Raw genomic sequence first — 23056 nt, 5'->3', positions numbered from 1 at the left:
GCCCGATCCGACCGACCTGGCGATCCCGGAAACCAGAGAAGGAAACGACTCCCATGACCGACACCACGCGCGTGGAGGAGGAGCCGACCGCTCCCGGCGCTGGCAGGCACCTGGCCTGGGCACTCGTGCTCATCTCCGTGGCGCAGCTCATGGTCGTGCTCGACGGCACGATCGTGAACATCGCCCTCCCCTACATCCAGCGCGACCTGGACATCTCCAACGCCAACCTGACCTGGGTCGTGACCGGCTACGCGCTGGCCTTCGGCTCGCTGCTGCTGCTCGGCGGCCGCCTCGGTGACCTCTACGGTCGCCGACGGGTCTTCATGGTCGGCCTGATCATCTTCGGCGTCGCCTCACTGCTCGGCGGCCTGGCCACCAACGAGGGCCTGCTGCTCGCCGCTCGGGGCCTGCAGGGCCTCGGCGCCGCCCTCGCCTCCCCCGCGGCCCTGGCGCTGATCACCACGACCTTCCCGGCCGGCCCGTCCCGCAACCGCGCGTTCGCCGTGTACGCCGCCATGTCGGGCGTCGGCGCCGCCGTCGGCCTGCTCCTCGGCGGATGGCTGACCGGTCTCCACGGCGTCTTCGGCCTCGACGTCGAGGGCTGGCGACTGACCCTGCTGATCAACACCCCGATCGGCATCGTGACCGCGCTGCTCGCCCCGCGCTTCCTCGCCGAGTCCGAGTCCCACCCCGGCGAGCTCGACCTGCCCGGCGCCGTCACCGGCACCCTCGGCCTGCTCGGCCTGGTCTACGGCTTCAGCCGGGCCGGCAGCGAGGGCTGGAGCGACCCGCTCACCATCTCCAGCCTGGTGGCCGGCGCGCTGGTGCTGGCGCTGTTCCTGGTGATCGAGAGCCGGGTCGAGCACCCGCTGCTGCCGTCGCGGGTCTTCCTCAACCGCACCCGGGCCGCCAGCTTCGGCGCGATGTTCCTGGCCCCCGCGGCCATGTTCGCGATGTTCTTCTACCTCAGCCAGTACATCCAGACCGTGATGGGCTACAGCCCGCTCAAGGCCGGCGTCGCGTTCCTGCCGTTCTGCATCGGCCTGGTGGCCGCGGCCGGCATCTCCTCGAACCTGATCAACCGGTTCGACCCGCGCTACCTCGCCGGCACCGGCACCATCCTCGCTGCTGCCGGCCTCTTCGGGTTCTCGCGACTGCCGTACGACACCACCTCCCCGGTGGCGCCCGAGACCGGGAACTACGCCACGGACCTGCTGCCGTTCATCCTGCTGATGTCCTTCGGCATGGGGATGACCTTCGTCCCGCTGACCCTGACCGCGGTGCACCACCTGCGCGACCAGGACACCGGCATCGGTTCGGGGGTGCTGAACACCATGCAGCAGGTGGGCGGCGCGCTGGGCCTGGCGGTGCTGGCCACGCTCGCGACCCAGACATTCACCGACCGGGCCAGGGAGCTCGGACCGGAGATGGCCGACCCGACCGTCCAGAGCCAGGTCTTCACCGAGGGCGCGACCAACGCGTTCCTGCTCGGCGCGATCCTGATGCTGGGCGCCTCGGCGATCACCTGGGCCTTCCTCAACGTCAAGCACACCGAGCTGGCGACCGACGGCCCCGAGGGCGGTGTCCACGTGGGCTGACTGGCCTACCCCCCATCGCGCCCACCAGCACGGAGTTGAGTCGGGTCCTCCTGCGTTTGAGTCGGGAATTCCGGATGGCCTCAAGTCCGGACTCAACCGTCGCTGGGCCGGACTGGATGGGGTACGGCGGACGGCAGCACGACGAATCTCTATATGATCTATCGTTTGCGCCGTGACCGACCCGACCCCTGCCCCGCCGATGTCCGGAGCGGGCGTCGGAGCCCACCTGGGCCGCGCCCTCGTCCTGATCTCCGTCGCGCAGCTGATGCTGATCCTGGACGGCACCATCACCAACATCGCGCTGCCGCACATCGCGCGCGACCTCGGCATGACCGGCTCGTCGCTGACCTGGGTGGTGACGATCTACGCGCTGGCCTTCGGCGGCCTGCTGCTGCTCGGCGGCCGCCTGGGCGACCTGCTCGGCCGGCGCCGTACTTTCACCATCGGGCTGGTCGTCTTCGCCGCTGCGTCGATGCTCGGCGGCGCGGCCACCGAGGGCTGGATGCTGCTGGTCGCCCGCGCCGCGCAGGGCCTCGGCGCGGCACTGGCCTCCCCCGCGGCGCTCGCCCTGATCACCACCAACTTCCCCGCCGGCCCGGCGCGCAACAAGGCGATGGGCGTGTTCGCCGCGATGTCCGGCATCGGGGCGGCGACCGGCCTGCTGCTCGGCGGCTTCCTCACCGGGCTGGACAGCATCCTCGGCATGGACATCACCGGCTGGCGGCTCACGCTGTGGATCAACGCACCGATCGGCCTGGTCGCCGCACTGCTCGCCCCGCGCTGGCTCGCCGAGGCGGAGCGCAACCCGAACCGTCTCGACGTCCCCGGCGCCGTGACCGCCACCCTCGGTCTGTTCGGCCTGGTCTTCGGGCTCTCCCGCGGCGGCGAGGCCGAGCACGGCTGGGACGACCCGGGGACGCTGGCCTCGCTCGCGGCCGGCGTGCTGCTCCTGGTCGCGTTCGTCGCGGTCGAGCGCAGGGTCGCCAACCCGCTGCTGCCGCTGGGGATCATCCTCGACCGCACCCGCGGCACCAGCTTCGGCGCGATGATCTTCGCCGCCGCCGCGATGATCTCGATGTTCTACTTCAACGGCCAGTTCGTGCAGCGGATCATGGGCTACGAGCCGCTGCACGCCGGCGTCGCCTTCCTGCCGTTCTCGGCCAGCGTGATGGTCGGCGCCGGGCTCTCCTCGGCCCTGGTCAGCCGGATCGGCGTCCGGGTGATCACCGGCACCGGCACCATGCTGGCCGCTGCGGCCCTCTTCGGCTTCTCCCGGTACGACGTCGACGACTCGCCCGCGGCGGTGCTGCTCAGCCTCGCGCCCGGCGGCGACCCGCTCGGCGCCGACGTCTCCTACGCGACTTCGGTGCTGCCGTTCCTGATCATGATGGGCGTCGGCATGGGCATGACCTTCGTGCCGATGACCCTGACCGCCGTGCACGCCGTGCGCCGTGAGGAGGCCGGGGTCGGCTCCGGCGTCCTCAACACCGTCCAGCAGGTCGGGGGCGCGCTCGGCCTGGCGATCCTGGGGACCGTGTCGCTGCACGCCATCAACGCCCGTACCGACGACGTCGCCGGTCCGCTCCGCGAGGGCCTGGCCGCCGGCGGTGTCGACCCGGACGCCACGGTGCCCGGCGGCGCGCTGAGCTACCTCGACTCCGCCCTCTACACCGCGACCTACACCGAGGGCGCGACCAACGCGTTCCTGGGCTCCGCGCTGCTGATGCTCGTCGCGTCGCTGGTCATCTGGACCTTCATGCGGGTCAGCCCGGCCGAGCTGGCTCCGCCGAAGGACGCCGCGGCGCCGGCACCGGTGGCCTGAGCCGGACCGAACCGAGCCGGCTCAACCGAGGTGGGACGCCGCGGCCCGGACCAGGGCCAGGGCCCGGCGGGCCCACTGCGGCGAGGCCCCGGCCAGCCCGCAGGCCGGGGTGAGCACCAGCCGGCTGCCCACCTCGTCGAGGTCGAGGCCGAGCATGTCGAGCCACCGCAGCACCGACTCGGTGACCTGCGTGTCGGTGAGGGACGACGCCGGGTCGGTGCTCGGCACCACCCCGAGCGCGAGGGTCTCCCCCGCCTCGAGCGCCTCGGCCAGCGGGTCGTGGTCGGCCGCGCCGAGCACCGCCAGGTCGACCGAGAGTCCCCGGGCGCCGGCCCCCCGCAGCAACTGCCACGGCACGTCCGGCGCGCACGAGTGCACCCACGGCTCGGCACCGGCGTCGGTGATCGCGGCGAGGACCCAGCCCAGGGTGTCGGAGACCTCCGGAGGATGCACGGTGCGGTGCCGGCCGAAGCCGGACGCGGTCGGCACCTTGCCGCCCAGCACCGCCGCGATGGCGGGCTCGTCGACCTGCACGATCAGGCGATCGACCTGCGGCAGCCGCCGTCGTACGTCGCGGACGTGGTCGCGCAGCCCCTCCGCGAGGGCCTGGGCCAGCTCGCGCCGGGCACCGTGGTCGGAGAGCACCTTGTCGCCGCGCGGCTTCTCGACGGTCGCGGCGAGCGTCCACGGGCCCGCGACCTGGATCTTGAAGGCGCCTCCCTCGGTGGGCAGCGCGCCCTGCGCCTGCTCCTCGAGCCCGTCGAGGTCCTGCGCGAGCAGGCTGCGGGCGCGCCGGTGGTCGACCCCCGACGCATCGGTGAGCCGCCAGCCGGCGGGCTGCAGGTCGACGCCGAGGGTGCTCAGCACCGCGAGCGCGCGCCCGGTCATCCCCGCGGTCACGCCGCGCCCCGGCAGCTCGGGCAGGTGCGGGAGGTCGGGGAGCTCGCCGAGGACCAGCTTCACCGTCTCGTCGTACGTCTGCTGGTCGGTGCCGGGCATCGACCCGACGCCCGAGGCGATCGTCATGCAGGGACTCGTTCCGTGGTGGTGATGGTGGCGGACCCGACGACGCGGGTGCCGTCGTAGAGGACGGCGGCCTGGCCGGGCGCGATGCCGTACGCCGGGGCGTGCAGCTCCACGGTGAGCTCGTCGCCCGCGACGGTGGTCGTCGCGGGCAGCTCCTCGCCGTGGGCGCGCAGCTGCACGGTGCCCTCGAGCGTGGCGGGGACCGTGCCGCACCAGCGGGGCCTGGTGCCGTGCAGCCGGCGCACGGCCAGCCGCTCGCGAGGTCCGACGGTGACGGTGCCGGAGACCGGCTCGATGTCGAGCACGAACCGCGGCTTACCGTCGGGCGCGGGCCGACCGATCCGCAGCCCCTTGCGCTGGCCGATGGTGAAGGCGTAGGTCCCGTCGTGGCGGCCCAGCTCCTCCCCCGTGACCTCGTCGACGATGGGGCCGTCGTGGTTGGGCGCGCGGTCGCCGAGCTTCTCGCGCAGCCAGCCCGCGTTGTCGCCGTCGGCGACGAAGCAGATGTCGTGGCTGTCCGGCTTGTCGGCGACCAGCAGCCCGCGTCGGGCGGCCTCGAGCCGGACCTGCTCCTTGGGGGTGTCGCCCAGCGGGAACAGCGAGTGCGCGAGCTGCTGCTGGTCGAGCACGCCGAGCACGTACGACTGGTCCTTGCCGTGGTCGACGGCCCGGTGCATCTCGACCAGGCCGTCCGCACCCGTGCGCAGCTGGGCGTAGTGACCGGTCGCGACCGCGTCGAAGCCGAGCGCGAGCGCCCGCTCCAGCACGGCGGCGAACTTGATCTTCTCGTTGCAGCGCAGGCAGGGGTTGGGGGTGCGGCCCGCGGCGTACTCGTCCATGAAGTCCTCGACCACGTCCGCGTGGAACCGCTCGGAGAGGTCCCAGACGTAGAACGGGATGCCGATGACGTCGGCCGCCCGCCGGGCGTCGTTGCTGTCCTCGATGGTGCAGCAGCCGCGGGCACCGGAGCGGTACGACGCGGGGTTGCGCGACAGCGCGAGGTGGATGCCGGTCACGTCATGACCGGCCTCCGCGGCCCGGGCGGCCGCGACGGCGGAGTCGACGCCGCCGGACATGGCAGCGAGGACCCTCATGCCTTCGCTGCCCTCGCCCGTTCGACGCACGGACCGATCGCCTCGACCAGCGCGCTGACGTCGGCCGCGGTCGAGGAGTGACCCAGCGAGAACCGCAGCGAGCTGCGGGCGTCGGCGTCACTGCGGCCCATCGCGAGCAGCACGTGCGAGGCCTGCGGCACGCCGGCGGAGCAGGCCGAGCCGGTCGAGCACTCGATGCCGCGGGCGTCGAGCAGCATCAGCAGCGAGTCGCCCTCGCAGCCGGGGAAGGAGAAGTGGGCGTTGCCGGGCAGCCGGCGCACCGGGTCGCCGTTGAGGACCGCGTCCGGGACGACCGCGAGCACGCCGCGCACCAGGTCGTCGCGCAGGGCCGCGACCCGGGCGGCGTGCTCGGCCTGGTGCTTCACCGCCAGCTCGACGGCCGCCGCGAAGCCGGCGATCGCCGGGGTGTCCAGGGTGCCGCTGCGGATGTCGCGCTCCTGGCCGCCGCCGTGGACGAGCGGGGTCAGGTCGAGCTCACGGCGTACGACGAGAGCGCCCACGCCGTATGGACCACCGACCTTGTGGCCGGTCAGGGTGAGCGCGTCGACACCGGAGCGGGCGAAGTCGACCGGCACGGCACCGACGGCCTGGACCGCGTCGGTGTGCACGGGCACGCCGTGCTGCGCGGCGAGCGCGACGACCTCCTCGATGGGCTGGAGGGTGCCGACCTCGTTGTTGGCCCACATGATCGAGACCATCGAGACCGGGCCGTCGGCCAGCAGCCGCGCGAGCTCGTCGAGGTCGATGCGGCCGGCGGCGTCCACCGCCAGCAGCCGGACCTCGGCCTCGTCGCCCTCCGCGAGCCAGTCCAGCGGGTCGAGGACCGCGTGGTGCTCGATGCTGCTCGAGATCAGCCGCGGTGCAGGGCCGAGCTCGGCGACGCGCGACCAGTGCAGGCCCTTGATCGCGAGGTTGTCCGCCTCGGTGCCACCGGAGGTGAAGACGACCTCGCCGGGGCGGCAGTTCAGGGCCTGGGCGATCGTCTCGCGCGACTCCTCGACCACGCGGCGGGCGTGCCGGCCCGAGGCGTGCAGCGAGCTCGGGTTGCCGACGTCGAGGAGGTGCTTCGTCAGTGTCTCGACCGCCGCGGGCACCATCGGCGTGGTGGCGGCGTGATCGAGGTAGACGGGCCTGGACATGTCGTCTCCCAGGGTACGGCGCTGCGGGTACTCGCCACGCATCCGCTCAGCCCGCGGCCAGCTCGGCGACCAGCGCCCGGTGGTCGGTGCCGTCGATCTCGACGGTCCAGGTGCGGACGGCGGTCCAGCCGTCGTCGACCAGCACGTGGTCGATCTGCACGACCGGGGGCAGCAGACCCTGCAGACCGGACCCGCTCGCCGGCCAGGTGGGCTGCCAGCCGCTGCCGGAGAGCTCGGTGGCGTCGCGGTAGCCGGCGTCGAGCAGTCGACGCATCGGCGCGTGGTCCAGGGTCGCGTTCAGGTCGCCCACCACCAGGTCCGGCTCCAGCTCCTCTGCGGCGGCGAGCAGCGCGGCGTGCTCGGTGCGCCAGCTGTCGATCCGAAGCGGGTACGCCGGGTGCACCACGAACGCGGTCACGTCCCCGATGCGCACCGACCAGGAGCCCATCACCGTGGGTAGGCGGGTCACGTCGCTGATCGGCTCGCGGGCGAAGACCATCGTCCCGCGCTTGTCCCCGGGGTCCGGTTCGCCGGCCCGGTACGGGAACAGCTCGGCCAGACCGGCCCGGTCCATCTCGGCGAGGGTGCCGGTGCTCAGCTCCTGCACCGCCAGGACGTCGATGTCGGCGTCTGCCGCCGCCTCGACCAGGCCCGGTCCGTCGCCGGCGTCACCGAGCACGTTGGCGGTCAGCACCCGGAGCGACGGCTCGGCGTCGGACGCGGCTGAGGTGCCGACGTACCAGGGCGCCACCCAGGCCAGGTGCAGTCCCAGCCCGGCGGCGGCCAGAGCGGCCACGCTCATCGGCCACCGGCGCCGCCCGCGGCGTACGGCGAGGGCGAGGAGGACGACCAGCCCCCCGGCGTACAGCAGCACCCCCGCGGGGGTGAACGCGACGGCCTTCACCGCCAGGGAGAGGTCGCTGCCGGAGAGCCGAGCGATCGTCAGCAACGCCGCGGGGATCAGCAGTACGACGGCGAACGCCCAGAGCACCACTCGCCAACGCACGCCCTGAACCTAACCGGTCCGGGCCAACGCCGTGGCCGCACGACGGCCCGGTGCCGAGCACCCGGCCGTCGGATCGCGTCGATCAGGTCGTCACGTGACCTTGATGCTGCCGATCTTCGACCTCTCACCGGCGTCGAGCGAGCACGGCGAGTTCGTGAGCAGCGGCGCACCGTCCTGGTTGCTCGCGCTGAACCTGAAGGACTTCGGGATCGAGACCGCCTGCGTGGGGCGGGCCGCACTGGGTCAGAGGAGCACCAGGTCGTCGCGGTGCACGATCTCGCGCTCGTACGCCGCGCCGAGCTCGCGCTTGAGGTCCTTGCTGGACCGGCCCACCAGGCTGGGGAGCTCGCTGGCGTCGAAGTTCACCAGTCCGCGCGCGACCGGGACGCCGTCGGGACCGGCGAGGTCGACGGGGTCGCCCGCGTGGAAGTCACCGGTGCAGCCGGTGACCCCGGCGGCCAGCAGCGAGGCGCGCCGCTCGACGACGGCACGCACCGCCCCGGGGTCGAGCAGCACGGTGCCGAGCGGCTCGGTGGCGTGCGCCAGCCACAGCAGGCGGGTGGGCCGCCGCTTGCCGGTGGGGTGGAAGAGCGTGCCGACCGGCTCGCCGGCGACCGCCGCGCCCGCCTGGTCGGCCGAGGTCAGGACAACCGGGATACCGGCTCCCGTGGCGATCCGGGCCGCCTCCACCTTGGTCTCCATGCCGCCCGTGCCGAGGCCGGCGGCGCCGGCGCGACCGATCTTGACCGAGCCGAGGTCCTCCACGCCGTGCACGTCGGTGAGGCGTACGGCGCCCGGGGTCCGCGGGTCGGCGTCGTACAGACCGTCGACGTCGGAGAGCAGCACCAGCAGGTCGGCGTGCACGAGGTGGGCCACCAGCGCGGCCAGCCGGTCGTTGTCGCCGAAGCGGATCTCCGAGGTGGCCACCGTGTCGTTCTCGTTGACGATGGGCAGCACGCCGAGCTCGAGCAGCTTCGCGAAGGTCTGGGAGGCATTGCGGTAGTGCGAGCGCCGGGTGACGTCGTCGAGCGTGAGCAGCACCTGGCCGGCGATCAGGTCGTGGCGGCGCAGCTCCTCGGTGTAGCGGTGCACCAGCAACCCCTGGCCCACCGACGCGGCGGCCTGCTGGGCCGCCAGGCCCCGGGGGCGACGCTGGAGGCCCAGCGGGGCCAGACCTGCGGCAATCGCGCCCGAGGAGACCAGGACGACCTCGGCCCCGCGGCCTCGAGCCGCGGCGAGGACGTCGACCAGTCGCTCGACCCGCGCGGGGTCGATGCCCCCCGCCGCCGAGGTCAGCGAGGAGGAGCCGACCTTCACGACGATGCGTCGCGCGTCGAGCACCTCCCGGCGCAGGCTCACCCGGCGGTCCCGGGGTCGTCCTCCAGCCAGTCCGGGTCGTCGGCGGAGCCGATCTCGTACGACATCGGGCCGATCCCCGAGCTCCTGGCGGACTTGTCGATCCGCCGGGCCACGTCGGCGCGGGTCTCGTTCTCGCCCCGGTCCCCCATGCTCTCCTGGATGTCCCGACGCCGGCCGTGGGCGGGACGCTGCTCCTCGAAGCGCTGGTCCTCGCCGCGTCGGCCGAGCATCTCCGCACCCGCCTCGATGCCGGGCTTGAAGTCGAAGACCACCGAGTTGTCGGGGTGCCCGATCAGCACGGTGTCGCCCTCGACCGCGCCCATCTTGACCAACCGGATCTCGACGCCCATCCGGTTGAGCCGGTCGGCGAGGTACCCGACGGCCTCGTCGTTGCTGAAGTCGGTCTGCCGGACCCAGCGCTCCGGCTTGGTGCCGCGCACCCGCCACCCGTCGGCGTCCTGGGTGACGCTGAAGTCGTCGCCGCCGTCGGCGCTCGGCGGGCGGAGCACGATCCGGGTCGCCTCGACGACCTCCCGCTCGGCCCGCTCCCGGGCCACCAGCTCGGCCATCGCGAAGGTCAGCTCCCGGATGCCCTCCCCCGAGGCGGCCGAGATCGGGAACACCCGGAAGCCGCGATCGCGCAGGTCCGCGGCGGTCATCTCCGCGATGTCGCGCCCGTCGGGCACGTCGATCTTGTTGAGCGCCACCAGGCGCTCGCGGCCCTCGAGGCCGCCGTACTGGGCGAGCTCGTGCTCCATGGCGTCCAGGTCGTCGACGGGGTTGCGGCCCGGCTCGATCGTGGCGGTGTCGACGACGTGCAGCAGTGCCGCGCAGCGCTCGATGTGGCGCAGGAAGTCGTGGCCGAGGCCGCGGCCCTCGCTGGCGCCCTCGATCAGGCCGGGTACGTCGGCGACGGTGAACGTCGTGTCGCCCGCCTTCACGACGCCCAGGTTGGGGACCAGGGTCGTGAACGGGTAGTCGGCGATCTTGGGCCGGGCCCGCGAGATCGCGGCGATCAGGCTGGACTTGCCGGCGCTCGGGTAGCCGACCAGCCCGATGTCGGCGACGACCTTCAGCTCGAGGACGACCTCGATCTCCTCGCCGGGCTCCCCCAGCAGCGCGAAGCCGGGCGCCTTGCGCTTGGACGAGGCCAGCGCGGCGTTGCCGAGGCCGCCGCGGCCACCCTCAGCGATGACCATCTCGGTGCCGGGGCCGACCAGGTCGGCCAGCACCTCGCCGGAGCGGGTCTTCACGACCGTGCCGTCGGGGACGGGCAGCACCAGGTCGGCGCCGTGCGCCCCGTTGCGGTGGGCGCCGGCACCGTGGCCGCCGTTATCCGCGGCGCGCTTCTTGCTGTGGTGGTAGTCGATGAGCGTGGTGACGTCGGAGTCGACGCGCAGGATCACCGATCCGCCGGGACCGCCGTTGCCGCCGTCGGGACCACCCAGCGGCTTGAACTTCTCGCGGTGGACCGAGGCCACGCCGTGGCCACCCCGGCCCGCGCTGATGTGCAGCGTCACCTCGTCGACGAAGGTGGGGACGGCCATGGTGGGTTCCTTGCTCTCAAATGGACGAAGGACGCCCCGGAACGGGACGCCCTTCGGTGCTGCAGGTGGAGGTGAGCGTCAGCTCACGCGCCCGGGACGATGTTGACGACCCGGCGACCGCGACGGGTGCCGAACTCGACAGCACCGGCGATCAGCGCGAACAGCGTGTCGTCGCCGCCGCGGCCGACGCCGCTGCCCGGGTGGAAGTGCGTCCCGCGCTGGCGGACGATGATCTCGCCGGCGTTGACCAGCTGACCGCCGTACCGCTTGACGCCGAGGCGCTGCGAGTTGGAGTCGCGACCGTTCTTGGTGGACGCGGCGCCCTTCTTGTGTGCCATGAGTTCAGTCCTTTGGGGTTGCTGCCCGAGCGGTCGCTCAGAGGGAGATGTCGGTGACCTTGACCTGGGTGTACTTCTGGCGGTGACCCTGGCGCTTCTTGTAGCCGGTCTTGTTCTTGTACTTCTGGATGATGATCTTCGGGCCCTTGGTGGCGCCGAGGATCTCCACGGTCACCGAGGCCTTGTCCAGCGCCTTCGCGTCGGAGGTGACGGTCTCGCCATCGACAGCGAGGACGACGGGAAGCGTCAGCGTCTCGCCCACCCCGGTGGCCACCTTGTCGATCTCGATGACGTCGCCCACGGCAACCTTCTGCTGCTTGGCGCCAGCGCGCACGATCGCGTACACCGCGGTCTCCTTCGTCGTCTTCTGCGTCACTACGGTCTTGGGGTCTGGGGCTCCCGACCACCGCGCACACAGCAACGAGCCTGTGCGTCGGATGGAGGGCCACTCAGAGACGGCGCGCGTGAGCGCACCGAGGTTCAATACTACGGTCCGGGACCGGCCACAGCAATTCGGCGGCCGGCCCCGCACCCCTATCGCTTGCGGGTGCCCCTCTTCTTCACGGGCACGTGCTCGATCGCGGGTCCGTCCTGGTCGTGCTCGTCCTGCTCGTCCACCGGGGCCGGCGTCGGCTCCTCGGTCGGCGGGCCGGCCGGACGGCTGGCCGCGCGACCACGGGTCCGGGTGACGACCTTCGGCGGCTCGGGGGCCGTGGCGACAGGGGCGGGCTCGGCCACCACGGGCTCGGGCGTCGCCTCGACGATGATCGGCTCCACCGGAGCCGTGATCGACTCGGGCTGGCCTGCCGGCCGGTTGGCACTGCGTCGGCGGGTCCGGGTCACGACCTTCGGGGCCTCGGGCTCGGACTTCACCTCGTCCGCGACGAGCTCAGGTGCTGCCTCGGGCTCAGGCGCCGCCTCGGGCTCCGAGTCGGGCAGGACCGGTGCGGTGACCGGCTCGGCCTGGCTCGAGCCGCGGCCGCCGCGACGACCGCGGGTGCGGCTCACGACCTTCGGGGCCTCGGGCTCGGGCTGCACCTCGTCCGCGACGAGCTCAGGCGCTGCGTCGGGCTCGGGCGTCGTCTCGGGCTCGGGGGTCGTCTCGGGCAGGACCGGCGCGGCGACCGGCTCCGTGACCGGCTCGGCCTGGCTCGAGCCGCGGCCGCCGCGACGACCGCGGGTGCGGCTCACGACCTTCGGGGCCTCGGGCTCGACCACGGCCTCCGCCGCCTGCTCGGCGGCCGGCTCGGCGACGGTCTCGTCGGTCAGGTCGTCGAGGTCCGCGCGCTCCTGGCGAGCCATCGCGGCCACGTCCGCCGGCGTCGGCGGCTTGAGCTGCGGGGCGGACGGAGCGCCGCTCCTGCTGTCGCCGTCGGACTCGTCGCCACCGCGGCCACGGCCACGACGGCGGCCGCTGCGGCCACTGCTGCTGGAGCCGGAACCGGAGCCGGAGCCGGATGAGCTCGGGCCGCTGTCGTCGCCGCGGTTGCCGGACTCGACCGGGTGGTCGTGCACGACGACGCCGCGGCCGTGGCAGTGCTCGCAGTTCTCGCCGAACGCCTCGAGAAGGCCGGTGCCGATCCGCTTGCGGGTCATCTGCACCAGGCCGAGCGAGGTGACCTCGGCGACCTGGTGGCGGGTGCGGTCGCGCCCCAGGCACTCGACCAGACGGCGGAGCACCAGGTCGCGGTTGGACTCCAGCACCATGTCGATGAAGTCGACGACGATGATGCCGCCGATGTCGCGCAGCCGGAGCTGGCGGACGACCTCTTCGGCGGCCTCCAGGTTGTTCTTGGTGACCGTCTCCTCGAGGTTGCCGCCGGAGCCGGTGAACTTGCCGGTGTTGACGTCGACGACGGTCATCGCCTCGGTGCGGTCGATGACCAGCGAGCCACCGGACGGCAGCCACACCTTACGGTCCAGCGCCTTGGCGATCTGCTCGTCGATCCGGTGGATCGCGAAGACGTCCTTGCCGTTCTCGCCGGGGGTGAACTTCTCCAGGCGGTCCTGGAGGTCCGGGGCGACCTGCTGGACGTAGGTGCTGACGGTCTCCCAGGCCTCGTCGCCCTGGATGACGAGCTTGCCGAAGTCCTCGGTGAACAGGTCGCGGACCACCTTGAGGGTCAGGTCGGGCTCGCCGTACAGGAGCTGGGGCGCACCGCCCTTGCTCCGCTTCTCGATGTCCTCCCAGCGAGCCTTGAGCACCTCGACGTCGCGGGTCAGCTCGTCCTCGCTGGCCCCTTCGGCCGCGGTGCGGACGATCACGCCGGCGGAGCCCGGGACGATCTCCTTCAGCAGCGTCTTCAGGCGGGTGCGCTCGTTGTCGGGGAGCTTGCGGGAGATGCCGCTGGTGGTGCCGTCGGGCACGTAGACCAGGAACCGTCCGGCCAGGCTGACCTGGCTGGTCAGCCGGGCACCCTTGTGCCCGATCGGGTCCTTGGAGACCTGCACGAGGACCGACTGGCCGGAGGAGAGCACCGACTCGATCTTGCGGGGCTGGCCGTCCTTGTGGCCGAGGGCCGACCAGTTGACCTCGCCGGCGTACAGGACCGCGTTGCGGCCCTTGCCGATGTCGATGAACGCCGCCTCCATGGAGGGCAGGACGTTCTGCACCCGACCGAGGTAGACGTTGCCGATCAGCGAGGTCTGCGACTCGCGGGCCACGTAGTGCTCGACGAGGACCTTGTCCTCGAGGACGCCGATCTGGGTCAGCTCGTCGCGTTGGCGGATCACCATGACCCGGTCGACGGCCTCGCGGCGGGCCAGGAACTCGGCCTCGCTCACGATCGGCGCGCGGCGACGACCGGCCTCGCGGCCCTCGCGGCGGCGCTGCTTCTTGGCCTCGAGGCGGGTCGAGCCGTGCAGCGAGGTGATCTCGTCCTCGGCGTTGCGCGTCTTGCGGACCCGGGTGACGGTGTTCTCCGGGTCGTCGCCGGCCTCGCCCCCGTCGTCGCCCGTGCGGCGACGGCGTCGCCGGCGGCGGGAGCTGCTGCCCTCGCCGGACGAGTCGTCCTGCTCGCCCTCGGACTGGCCGTCGGAGTCGGAGCCCGATTCCTCACCCGTTCCGTCGGTCGAGTCGCCGGAGTCAGCCGAGGACTCGCCGCCGCCGGACTCGCCGACCTTGCGGCGGCGTCGACCGCCACGGCGCCGACGTCGCCGGCCACCGCCGGAGCCGTCGCCTTCGTCGTCGGAGTCCTCGTCGGCGTCCTGCGTGTCGGTCGGCTCGGCGTCAGGCGTCTCCGCGGCGTCCTCGGTGATCTCGTCGGCGGCGACGATCGCGTCGTCGACGAGCTCGTCGGTCTCCTCGAGCGCCTCGGGGGTCTCCTCGACCACGGGCTCCGGGACGGCCTTCTTGGCCGCGGTCTTGCGCGTCCGGCGGGCGCGGGTCGGTGCGACCTCGGGGGCCTGGAACAGGGGGGCGATCCCGGCCGGGGCCGGGGCCGCGGGCTCGGGCTCGGCGACCGGCTCGGCAGCGGGCACCACGGGGTCCGCGGCCACCGGAGCCGGCTCGGGCTCGGCGCTCGGCGCGGCGGCGGCCTTCTTGGTGGTCCGCTTGGCGGCGGTCTTCGTCGCGGCCTTCTTGGCCGGTGCCTTCTTCGCCGCAGCCTTCTTGGCTGTCTTCTTGGCCGCCGGAGCGGCCTCGGCGGCGCCCGGATCGCTCGCGGGATCGCTCGCCGGCTCGGCGGCGGTCTCAGCCGGCGACGCGTCGAGCGGGAGCTCGGCATCGTCCGGGGCCGCGGCGGCCTTCTTGGCCGTCCGCTTGGCCGGCGCCTTCTTGGCGGCGGCCTTCTTGGCGGGCCGCTTCGCCGCGGCCTTCTTGGCGGGCGCCTCGGCCCCAGCCTCAGCGGAGGGGGCCTCGGTGGTGGTGTCGACCTGGATGTCGTCGGGCATGTGCTGCTCCTCGGGCCCGTCCCAGAGCGGGGCGGGTGTCGTGCACCGCGACCCGCGAGCTCAGGGCCGTCGGCGCAAAGCCTGGCGGTGGCGGCGACCCCCTCCGCATGTGCGCCGCCGGGAGCCGATACGTCACCTGCCGCGGTCGCTGGGCCTTGTCCCCTGTCCGGGACGGTGGCGGACCCGCTGTCACCAGGTCTGCCGGGCCGCGTCGCGGTCTGGCGACGACCTGCACCCGCCGTGCCGCCCCCTCTCAGGGACCGGCGAGAACGTCGTCGGATCGGTTCCGGCGGAGGCTTCCGCGCGTCATCGACCGTGGCGAGTATCGCACACAGGTCGTGATTGTCCGCTAACCCGACATCCCCAGCGGGTCGCCGACGGTGCCGTCCGCGCCGAGCGGACCCTGGGCGACCCGGGTCAGCAGGGGTGCCCGGCCGGCGTCCAGACCGGCCGCCGAGCGCAGCCCGGAGAGCACGTCGTCGGGTCGTACGGAGGGGACGCCGTGTCGCAGCACCAGGTCGAGCCGCGCTCCCCCGTCGCGGGGGCCGGCGCCCAGGCGGACCACCGCTGCCCGGCAGTCGAACTCCCGCAGCCCCTTCTTCGTCATCCGCTCGACGTTCACGGACTCCGCGGCGAGGAATGCCTCCACCGCCGCAGCGGCGGCCGCCGGGTCGGCGTCGATGTCGAGCACCCAGTGGCTCGCCTCCAGCAGGTCGCTCAGCGACCCGCCCGGCGACACCGCGACGGTGATCACGTCGAGTCCGTCGGGCAACGCCTCCTCAAGCGCTGCGTGCACGTCAGCGGTGTCGACCACCTGGGCGAGCCCGATCTCGAGGAACTCGGCCTCGCTCGCCGAACCGGTCGGCGCGGCGCCGGCGTACGAGATCCGCGGGTGCGGGTTGAAGCCCGACGAGTAGGCCATCGGCAGCCGGGCGCGGAAGATCGCGCGCTCGAAGGCGCGGCTGAAGTCGCGGTGGCTGGTGAACCGGAGCCGGCCGCGCTTGGCGTACCGGATCCGGAGTCGTTGGACCGGCGGGGCCTGCTGCTCGGGTTGCTCGCGCACCGGCCAACCCTACGGCCCGGAGGCCTGCTTCATCGCCATCGACGGGTACACCGTGCTCACCCGGTGGCCCGCCAGCCAGGCGGTCAGCCGCTCCGCCTCGACCTCGAGCGCGGCCCGGGCGTCGGCGGGCACCTCCTCCAGCAGCCGTACGACGACCACCCCGTCGCCGTCCTGCACCCAGCAGCCCACCACCCGGCCGTCCCACCAGGCGGTGGTGCCGGCGTTGCCGTTGGCGTCGAACAGCTGCGGTCCGTGCTCGCCGAGGTAGAAGTCACGGCCCTTCCACCCCATCACCGTCGGGTCCAGGACCGGCAGCAGCGCCGCCCAGGGCTCGACCTCGACCTCGGGCTCGGCGTCGACGTCGTCGGCCAGCACCCAGCCGGTCGCGCCGCCGTCGAGCGCGACCTCGACGGCGGCGACGTCGACGAGGGCGCAGCGTACGGCGGTCTTGGTCGAGCCGAGCCACCAGACCAGGTCGGCCTCGGTGCCGGGGCCGAAGGTGCGCAGCCAGCGCCGGACCAGCTCGGCGTACCCCTCGGCCTCGGGCAGCGGGTCGGGAACCTCGCCGAGCCAGGCCGCCATCGAGGTCCACTGCGGCCGCGCGGTGCGCCAGTGGGTGGCGTTGCGACCGCGCACGATCCGGCCCTCGACACCCAGCTGCCCGAGGACCCGGGGCGCGACGGGGACCGATTGTCCCCACCGCCCGCTGCCCAGGTCGACCCGACCGGCCAGCTCGGGGATCTGCTCGCGCAGCTCCGCGGCGGAGAGCTCGGCACCGTCGGCGAGCCGGGCCAGGGTCGCAGCCCGGGCCGCGTCGAGCCAGGCCGCGCCGTCCTCGGCCAGACCGCCGGCCTCTGCGTCCTTCGCGAGGCGGGTCCCGAGCGCCCGGGCGACGCGCGCCGAGGCGCTCCCCCACGCCGCCGGCAGCAGGTCGCGCGGGAAGACGAACAGGGTCCGCCGCATCGCGAGCTGCTTGACCAGCGAGCGGTCGTCGTACAGCGCGCGGTCGACGTCGGCGATGCTCAGCCCGTCGACCCGGGCGTGCAGGGACAGGTGGACCGACGGCGCCTCGGTCGCGTGCAGCACCGTCATCGCGCGCGTGGCGGCCAGGACGTCCGGGTGCCGGTGCGCGGGTGCGAGCCCGTGCCGGCGGGCCAGCCGGGCCCGGCGCTCGCTGTCGGGGAGGTGCCGCACGGACCCATCATCACCGGCGGCACGGGCCAGTGGCAGCATCGGGTGGGTGACCCGTCGTACCGCCCCTCTGTTCCTGGTGGGACTGGTCCTCCTCTCCCTCAACCTCCGCCCGGCGGCGGTGAGCATCGGGCCGATCCTCGACGAGCTGCGCGCCGCTCTGGGGATGTCCCCGGCCGCTGCCGGACTGCTGACCTCGCTCCCCGTCCTCGCCTTCGCCTGCTTCGGCGCCCTGGCGCCGGCCGCGGCCCGCCGGATCGGGGTGCACCGGACGACGCTCGTCGCCCTCCTGGCCCTGGTCGGCGGCCTCGCCGGGCGTACGGCGACCTCGAGCGAGCCGGTCTTCCTGGCGCTCTCGGGGCTGGCCCTGGCCGGGATGGCGGTGGCGAACGTGCTGCTGCCCTCCCTGGTCAAGCTGCACTACCCGGACCGGGTCGGCCCGCTCACCGCGCTGTACACCACGGTGCTGTCGGTCGGCCTCACCGCCGCGCTGGTGCTCACCGTGCCGATCACCGACGCCTTCGGCGGCTGGCGCGCCGGGCTCGGCACCTGGGCGGTGCTCGCCCTGCTGGCCGTCCTGCCCTGGATCGGCCTGGCCGCGCGCGACCGAGCGCTCGAGCCGGCCCCGCGGCGGATCGGGTTCGTCGACGTCGGCCGCACCCGGCTCGGTTGGGCGATGGCGTGCTTCTTCGGGCTCCAGTCCCTGCAGGCGTACGCCGTCTTCGGCTGGTTCGCGACCCTGTGGCGCGACAGCGGCTACTCGGCGGCGACCGCCGGGATCCTGGTCGGGCTGCTCGCCGCGACCGCGATCCCGTTCTCGCTGTGGCTGCCCTCGATGCTGGGCCGCAGTCGCGACCCGCGGCCGATGCTGGTGGCGGTGATGGGCTGCTACCCGCTCGGCTACCTGTTGCTCCTCCTGTCGCCGCACGATCTGGCGGTGCCGGCGGCGGTGTTGGTCGGCATCGGCACCGTCACCTTCCCGCTCGTCCTGACCCTGATCGGCCTGCGCTCGCGGACCGCCGAGGGCACCGCGGCCCTCTCCGCCTTCACGCAGGCGACGGGCTACCTGATCGCCGGCATCGGTCCGTTCGGCATCGGCCTGCTGCACGACCTCAGCGGCGGCTGGACGATCCCGCTGCTGGTGCTGACCGCGCTGACCGTGCCCCAACTGGCCGTCGGACTCCGCCTGGCCCGGCCGCGCTACATCGAGGACGAGCTCGCACCGGGGGCCGGGCTCCCGACACCGGCTGCGGTGGGCGGTAGCGTTCACTCGCCCACCCCACGTTCGGAGGACTCGTGACCCAGCCCCCGCAGTACCCCGGCACCCCCGAGCCGCCGGAGGAGCAGGGCGCGACACCGCCTCCGCTGCCGCCGGCCTACGGTGCACCACAGCCGCCGCCCCCGCCGTACGGCGCACCGCAGCAGCCCCCGGCGTACGGCGCACCCCAACAGCCCCCGACGTACGGCGCACCCCAGCAGCCCCCGGCGTACGGCGCACCGCAGCAGCCCCCGCCGTACGGCAACCCGTACGGCGGGTCCGCCTTCCCGACCGGTCCGGCCGGCAACGGCGCGAACCAGCCGTCGAAGGGCCTGGCCATCGCCGCGCTGGTGCTGTCCTTCCTGGCCTGCACCTTCGTCGCCGGCCTGGTCTCGATCGCGCTGGCGATCGTCGTCCTGGTGCGCGGCAAGGACGGCCGCAACCACGGCAAGGGCCTGGCGGTCGCCGCCATCATCGTCAGCATCGTGATGATGGCCGTGTCGGCCCTGGGCATCGTGGGCCTGGTGGTCCTCGCCGAGGAGCAGTCGATCGACAACCTCGAGACCGGGCAGTGCATCAACGCCGACGAGCTCACCGACGCCGACTCCAAGAGCATCGGGCTCATCGACAAGGTCTCCTGCAGCGAGGAGCACGACGGCGAGGTTGTCGCCACCTCCGAGATCACCACCGAGCAGGCCGGGTCCGCCAGCTCCGGCATCGACTGCAGCGCCCTGGTCGACCCCGACCTGCTCGACACCCTGAACCCGGACGGCTTCGCGATCTACGGCCTGACCCAGGACACCTCACCGGAGGTCGGCGACGCCGTCGCCTGCGTCGCGGTCCGCATCGACGGCAGCAAGCTCACGGAGAGGCTGGGCTGAGGCCCCCGCCCCGTCGAGTGACATGAAGTGGCCCCTGGAGATGCTTCTCCGGGGGCCACTTCATGTCACTCGACGGGTGCTGGCCGGCCTCAGACCACGCTGAGCGGCAGCAGCTGCTTGCCGGTGGGGCCGACCTGGATCTCGGTGTTCATCTCCGGGCAGACGCCGCAGTCGTAGCAGGGCGTCCAACGGCAGTCCTCGACGTCGATCGAGTCGGGGTTGACGGCGTCCTCCCAGTCGGCCCAGAGCCAGTCCTTGTCGAGGCCCGAGTCGAGGTGGTCCCAGGGCAGCACCTCGTCGTACGCCCGCTCGCGGGTGGTGTACCAGTCGAGATCGACGCCCGTGCCGGCCAGCGCCTGCTCGGTGGCCGCGATCCAGCGGTCGTAGGAGAAGTGCTCGCTCCAGCCGTCGAAGCGGCCGCCGTCGCGCCAGACCTGCTCGATGACCGCGCCGACCCGCCGGTCCCCGCGCGAGAGCAGTCCCTCGATGATCCCGGGCTTGCCGTCGTGGTAGCGGAACCCGATGGCCCGGCCGTACTTCTTGTCCTCGCGCACCGTGTCGCGCAGCTGCTTGAGCCGCGAGTCGGTGGTCTCGACGTCGAGCTGGGCGGCCCACTGGAACGGCGTGTGCGGCTTGGGCACGAAGCCACCGATGGAGACCGTGCAGCGGATGTCGTTGCGCCCGGAGACCTCGCGGCCCTTGGCGATGACCTTCTTCGCCAGCTCGGCGATCTGCAGCACGTCCTCGTCGGTCTCGGTGGGCAGCCCGACCATGAAGTAGAGCTTCACCTGCCGCCAGCCGTGGGAGTACGCCGTCGCGACGGTGCGGATCAGGTCCTCTTCGGTGACCATCTTGTTGATCACCTTGCGCATCCGCTCCGAGCCGCCCTCGGGCGCGAAGGTCAGGCCGGAGCGCCGGCCGTTGCGGGAGAACTCGTTGGCCAGGGTGATGTTGAAGGCGTCGACCCGGGTCGAGGGCAGCGACAGCGAGACGTTGGAGCCGTCGTAGCGGTCGGCCAGGCCCTTGGCGATCTCGCCGATCTCGGTGTGGTCGGCGCTGGAGAGCGAGAGCAGCCCGACCTCCTCGAAGCCGGACTTGCGAATGCCGTTCTCGACCATGTCGCCGATCGTCTCGATCGAGCGCTCGCGGACCGGGCGGGTGATCATGCCGGCCTGGCAGAACCGGCAGCCGCGCGTGCAGCCGCGGAAGATCTCGACGGAGAACCGCTCATGCACGGTCTCGGCGAGCGGCACCAGCGGCTTGGCGGGGTACGGCCAGGCGTCGAGGTCCATCAGGGTGTGCTTGCGCACCCGGTGTGGGATGCCCGGAACGTTGGGGACGACGGCCTCGATGGAGCCGTCGGCGGCGTACGTCACGTCGTGGAAGCGCGGGACGTAGATGTTGCCGCTGACGGCGAGCCGGCGCAGCAGCTCGTCCCGGGGGGTGGGCATGACGCCGGCGGGTCGACCCTCGGCCTTCCAGTCGCGGACCACCTCGGAGATCGCGAGCACGACCTCCTCGCCGTCGCCGAGGACGGCGGCGTCGAGGAAGACGGCGACCGGCTCGGGGTTGAACGCGGCGTGCCCGCCCGCGAGCACGATCGGGTCCTCGTCGGTGCGGTCGGCGGCATGCAGCGGGATGCCGGCCAGGTCGAGCGCGTTGAGCATGTTGGTGTAGCCGAGCTCGGTGGAGAAGCTCAGGCCGAAGACGTCGAAGGCGCGCACCGGGCGGTGGGCGTCGACCGTGAACTGCGGGATCGGACCCTGCTCGTCGCCCGCGCGCAGGACCGCCTCCATGTCGGGCCACACCGAGTAGGTGCGCTCCGCGACGATCCAGTCCCGCTCGTTGAGCACCTCGTAGAGGATCTGGACGCCCTGGTTGGGCAGGCCGACCTCGTAGGCGTCGGGGTACATCAGCGCCCAGCGGACCGTCTCGCCGGCCGGCGCGCAGTCCCACTCCTTGACGGTCGAGTTCAGCTCGCCGCCGACGTACTGGATCGGCTTCGAGACCGACGGGAGCAGCGGCTCGAGCCGGGGGAAGACGGACTCAGGGGCGGGCATGGAGAGACCTCACAGAAGCGATCGGGGAAGCCGCCATCGTAACGTCCGGAGCGGGGTCGGGCCGCTTTCGCGGCAGGGGGACACCGCCGGCCACTGTCGGCCGAGTAGCCCGTTCGGACTAGCCGACCTAGTCCATTCGGGGGATGTCTCCTAGTCCTTTACCTAACGTTCTCCGGTGCGCCGATAGTTGCCATCGTCACCCGTCGGCACATCGTCCCGGGCGCGACACGATGCAAGGAGACGCATGAGAGTCACACGGATCGCATCTCTGGCCGCGGCGGGCGCGCTCGCCGTGAGCCTCCTGGGCAGCTGGACGCCGGCGAGCGCCGACTCCCATGGGGCCTACGTCATCGGCACCGTCACCGGTGCGGCGGGCCGCCCCCTGCCGGGCGCGTACGTCAACGTCTACTGGTGCGACAAGGTCGACGACGGCGGCCCCGCGGACGCGGAGGGCTGCTACGGCGGCAAGGAGGAGGTCGGCTACCAGGGCTACGTGACCGACCGCCACGGCCGGTACGTCGGCCTGGTCTCCAACAACGTGATCGCCTACCGCAACGGCCCCAGTCGTTCCGGGGCGTGGCTGGTGCAGGCCAGCGCCTACCAGCACGTCTCCAGCGCCTTCGTCCCGGTCACCGTGACCGAGCGGACGAACGTCGCGGCACCGACGCTCGCCGTGGTCCCCGAGGCCGCCGTACCGGCACCGGCCCACACCGCCCTGACCGGCCTGGTCACCGACAGCGCCGGCATCCCCGTCGCCAACGCCACGGTCCTGGCCTACGACGCGGCCGGGCGCCGGATCAAGGATGCGGTGACCTACGCCGACGGCCGTTACTACTTCACGGTCACGGACCCCGCCACCTTCGTGAACATCCACGGCGCCACGGACCCGGCCGCCTACGCCGCGTACAACGTCACCGGGTCGGTCCGCCTGCACGTCGAGGCACCCGGCCGGGTGGCCGAGTGGTCGGGCAACACCCGCGACAAGACCAAGGCGGCCTTCGTCCCGGTCGCGGCCTACGGCTCCGCCGCTCCCGCCTCGGCGCCGACGACCGTCCTGGACACGCAGGGCAGCGTGACCGGCACCGTCAAGCTCCCGAAGGCCGGCCCCAACTGGACGGCCGACGTCACCGTCTTCGACCTCGACGGCAACGTGGCCGCCCGCGGCTACACCGACGCCGCCGGCAGCTTCAGCGTCGACATCGACCCGGGCCACTACTACGTGCGCGCCGAGGGCTCGCGGTACACCGAGGTCCCGGAGAACGCGCCCGACTGCCCGACCTGCTTCCTGGGGGCCGAGTCGTTCGGCTTCGTCGCCGGCTACTACGGCGGCGGCACGTCGCTGGCCACCGCCAAGGCGGTCGCCGTCGGGTCCGGGAAGTCCGTCTCGGTGCGCACCATCACGCTGACCAACGTCCTCCGGGCGGTCAGGAAGCCGGTGGTGAAGGGCAGGCTCGTCCAGGGCAAGCTCGTCGGGAACAAGAAGCTGACGGTCTTCCGGGGCGTCTGGAACCGACGCTCCGGCGTCACCTACAGCTACGCGTGGAAGGTGGGCAAGAAGGTCCTCGGCACCCGGGCCTCGCTCAAGGTCACCAAGAAGGTCCAGAAGCGGATCGGCACGAAGTTGAGCAGGCTGACGGTCACGGTCACCGCCACCGACAAGTACGGCGACCTCGTCTCCGGGTCGTCGACGGTCAAGGTCAAGAGGGCGCTGGCCGCCAGGAACAACAGGTAACGCCGGGCGTCCGCGGCTGCGGACGCCTGT

General features: G+C 72.8%; 17 protein-coding genes. 5 read left to right on the top strand and 12 right to left on the bottom strand.

Annotated features, from left to right (window positions below; genetic code table 11):
- Positions 1 to 53 precede the first annotated feature (53 nt).
- Together MUB56_RS11740 and MUB56_RS11735 are read left to right on the top strand one after the other, a co-directional pair.
- Complete coding sequence (locus MUB56_RS11740) at positions 54 to 1598, top strand: MFS transporter (protein ID WP_244932074.1); 1545 nt, start codon at positions 54 to 56, stop codon at positions 1596 to 1598.
- Positions 1599 to 1770: 172 nt separating this feature from the next.
- A complete protein-coding gene (locus MUB56_RS11735) occupies positions 1771 to 3420 on the top strand; it encodes an MFS transporter (protein ID WP_244932073.1) in 1650 nt (549 codons plus the stop codon).
- A 21-nt stretch (positions 3421 to 3441) separates the two neighbouring features.
- Here the strand turns inward: MUB56_RS11735 and MUB56_RS11730 are convergent, their stop codons facing one another.
- From MUB56_RS11730 to MUB56_RS11680, 11 genes are all read right to left on the bottom strand, one after another.
- Positions 3442 to 4446 (bottom strand): methionine synthase, encoded by a 1005-nt coding sequence (locus MUB56_RS11730; RefSeq protein WP_244932072.1) that lies wholly within the window; start codon positions 4444 to 4446, stop codon positions 3442 to 3444.
- Entirely contained in the window at positions 4443 to 5540 is a 1098-nt protein-coding gene (gene mnmA / locus MUB56_RS11725) for a tRNA 2-thiouridine(34) synthase MnmA (RefSeq protein ID WP_244932071.1), read from the bottom strand. The genes MUB56_RS11730 and mnmA overlap by 4 nt, the downstream gene beginning before the upstream one ends.
- Positions 5537 to 6700: a cysteine desulfurase family protein gene (locus tag MUB56_RS11720; protein WP_244932070.1), complete on the bottom strand. Its 1164-nt coding sequence runs from the start codon at positions 6698 to 6700 to the stop codon at positions 5537 to 5539. The genes mnmA and MUB56_RS11720 overlap by 4 nt, the downstream gene beginning before the upstream one ends.
- Before the next feature lie 46 nt (positions 6701 to 6746).
- On the bottom strand, positions 6747 to 7706 hold the full coding sequence (locus MUB56_RS11715) for an endonuclease/exonuclease/phosphatase family protein (RefSeq protein ID WP_244932069.1): 960 nt from the start codon (positions 7704 to 7706) through the stop codon (positions 6747 to 6749).
- A 243-nt stretch (positions 7707 to 7949) separates the two neighbouring features.
- Positions 7950 to 9065: a glutamate 5-kinase gene (gene proB, locus MUB56_RS11710; RefSeq protein ID WP_244932068.1), complete on the bottom strand. Its 1116-nt coding sequence runs from the start codon at positions 9063 to 9065 to the stop codon at positions 7950 to 7952.
- The gene (gene obgE / locus MUB56_RS11705) at positions 9062 to 10612 is read right to left on the bottom strand and encodes a GTPase ObgE (RefSeq protein ID WP_244932067.1); all 1551 of its coding nucleotides are present in this window, start codon (positions 10610 to 10612) and stop codon (positions 9062 to 9064) included. Before obgE ends, proB begins: the two co-directional genes overlap by 4 nt.
- Before the next feature lie 83 nt (positions 10613 to 10695).
- The gene (gene rpmA / locus MUB56_RS11700) at positions 10696 to 10950 is read right to left on the bottom strand and encodes a 50S ribosomal protein L27 (RefSeq protein ID WP_244932066.1); all 255 of its coding nucleotides are present in this window, start codon (positions 10948 to 10950) and stop codon (positions 10696 to 10698) included.
- Positions 10951 to 10987: 37 nt separating this feature from the next.
- Complete coding sequence (gene rplU / locus MUB56_RS11695) at positions 10988 to 11296, bottom strand: 50S ribosomal protein L21 (protein WP_244932065.1); 309 nt, start codon at positions 11294 to 11296, stop codon at positions 10988 to 10990.
- Between the two features lie 188 nt (positions 11297 to 11484).
- Complete coding sequence (locus MUB56_RS11690; protein ID WP_244932064.1) at positions 11485 to 14841, bottom strand: Rne/Rng family ribonuclease; 3357 nt, start codon at positions 14839 to 14841, stop codon at positions 11485 to 11487.
- Between the two features lie 349 nt (positions 14842 to 15190).
- Positions 15191 to 15904, bottom strand: coding sequence for a TIGR03936 family radical SAM-associated protein (locus tag MUB56_RS11685; RefSeq protein ID WP_244932063.1), 714 nt, complete (start codon positions 15902 to 15904; stop codon positions 15191 to 15193).
- A 9-nt stretch (positions 15905 to 15913) separates the two neighbouring features.
- Positions 15914 to 17098 (bottom strand): winged helix DNA-binding domain-containing protein, encoded by a 1185-nt coding sequence (locus MUB56_RS11680; RefSeq protein ID WP_244932062.1) that lies wholly within the window; start codon positions 17096 to 17098, stop codon positions 15914 to 15916.
- 46 nt (positions 17099 to 17144) lie between these two features.
- On the opposite strand from MUB56_RS11680, the gene MUB56_RS11675 reads away from it, so the two are divergent.
- Together MUB56_RS11675 and MUB56_RS11670 are read left to right on the top strand one after the other, a co-directional pair.
- Positions 17145 to 18395: an MFS transporter gene (locus MUB56_RS11675; protein WP_244932061.1), complete on the top strand. Its 1251-nt coding sequence runs from the start codon at positions 17145 to 17147 to the stop codon at positions 18393 to 18395.
- The gene (locus MUB56_RS11670; RefSeq protein ID WP_244932060.1) at positions 18392 to 19234 is read left to right on the top strand and encodes a DUF4190 domain-containing protein; all 843 of its coding nucleotides are present in this window, start codon (positions 18392 to 18394) and stop codon (positions 19232 to 19234) included. The genes MUB56_RS11675 and MUB56_RS11670 overlap by 4 nt, the downstream gene beginning before the upstream one ends.
- An 89-nt stretch (positions 19235 to 19323) precedes the next feature.
- Here the strand turns inward: MUB56_RS11670 and MUB56_RS11665 are convergent, their stop codons facing one another.
- Entirely contained in the window at positions 19324 to 21294 is a 1971-nt protein-coding gene (locus tag MUB56_RS11665; RefSeq protein ID WP_244932059.1) for a TIGR03960 family B12-binding radical SAM protein, read from the bottom strand.
- Positions 21295 to 21538: 244 nt separating this feature from the next.
- On the opposite strand from MUB56_RS11665, the gene MUB56_RS11660 reads away from it, so the two are divergent.
- Entirely contained in the window at positions 21539 to 23026 is a 1488-nt protein-coding gene (locus MUB56_RS11660; protein WP_244932058.1) for a carboxypeptidase-like regulatory domain-containing protein, read from the top strand.
- Positions 23027 to 23056 lie beyond the last annotated feature (30 nt).

The sequence above is a fragment of the Nocardioides sp. W7 genome, from assembly GCF_022919075.1.
In the GTDB taxonomy this organism is placed as follows: domain Bacteria; phylum Actinomycetota; class Actinomycetes; order Propionibacteriales; family Nocardioidaceae; genus Nocardioides.
This window is presented reverse-complemented; position numbering and strand designations above follow the sequence as displayed.

Bases quoted from the DNA above. Each gene is read 5' to 3' on its own strand.
- MUB56_RS11730 (WP_244932072.1), bottom strand. From the start codon at position 4,446: ATGACGATCGCCTCGGGCGTCGGGTCGATGCCCGGCACCGACCAGCAG.
- mnmA (WP_244932071.1), bottom strand. From the start codon at position 5,540: ATGAGGGTCCTCGCTGCCATGTCCGGCGGCGTCGACTCCGCCGTCGCG.
- MUB56_RS11665 (WP_244932059.1), bottom strand. From the start codon at position 21,294: ATGCCCGCCCCTGAGTCCGTCTTCCCCCGGCTCGAGCCGCTGCTCCCG.
- obgE (WP_244932067.1), bottom strand. From the start codon at position 10,612: ATGGCCGTCCCCACCTTCGTCGACGAGGTGACGCTGCACATCAGCGCG.
- MUB56_RS11690 (WP_244932064.1), bottom strand. From the start codon at position 14,841: ATGCCCGACGACATCCAGGTCGACACCACCACCGAGGCCCCCTCCGCT.
- MUB56_RS11720 (WP_244932070.1), bottom strand. From the start codon at position 6,700: ATGTCCAGGCCCGTCTACCTCGATCACGCCGCCACCACGCCGATGGTG.
- MUB56_RS11740 (WP_244932074.1), top strand. From the start codon at position 54: ATGACCGACACCACGCGCGTGGAGGAGGAGCCGACCGCTCCCGGCGCT.
- MUB56_RS11660 (WP_244932058.1), top strand. From the start codon at position 21,539: ATGAGAGTCACACGGATCGCATCTCTGGCCGCGGCGGGCGCGCTCGCC.
- rpmA (WP_244932066.1), bottom strand. From the start codon at position 10,950: ATGGCACACAAGAAGGGCGCCGCGTCCACCAAGAACGGTCGCGACTCC.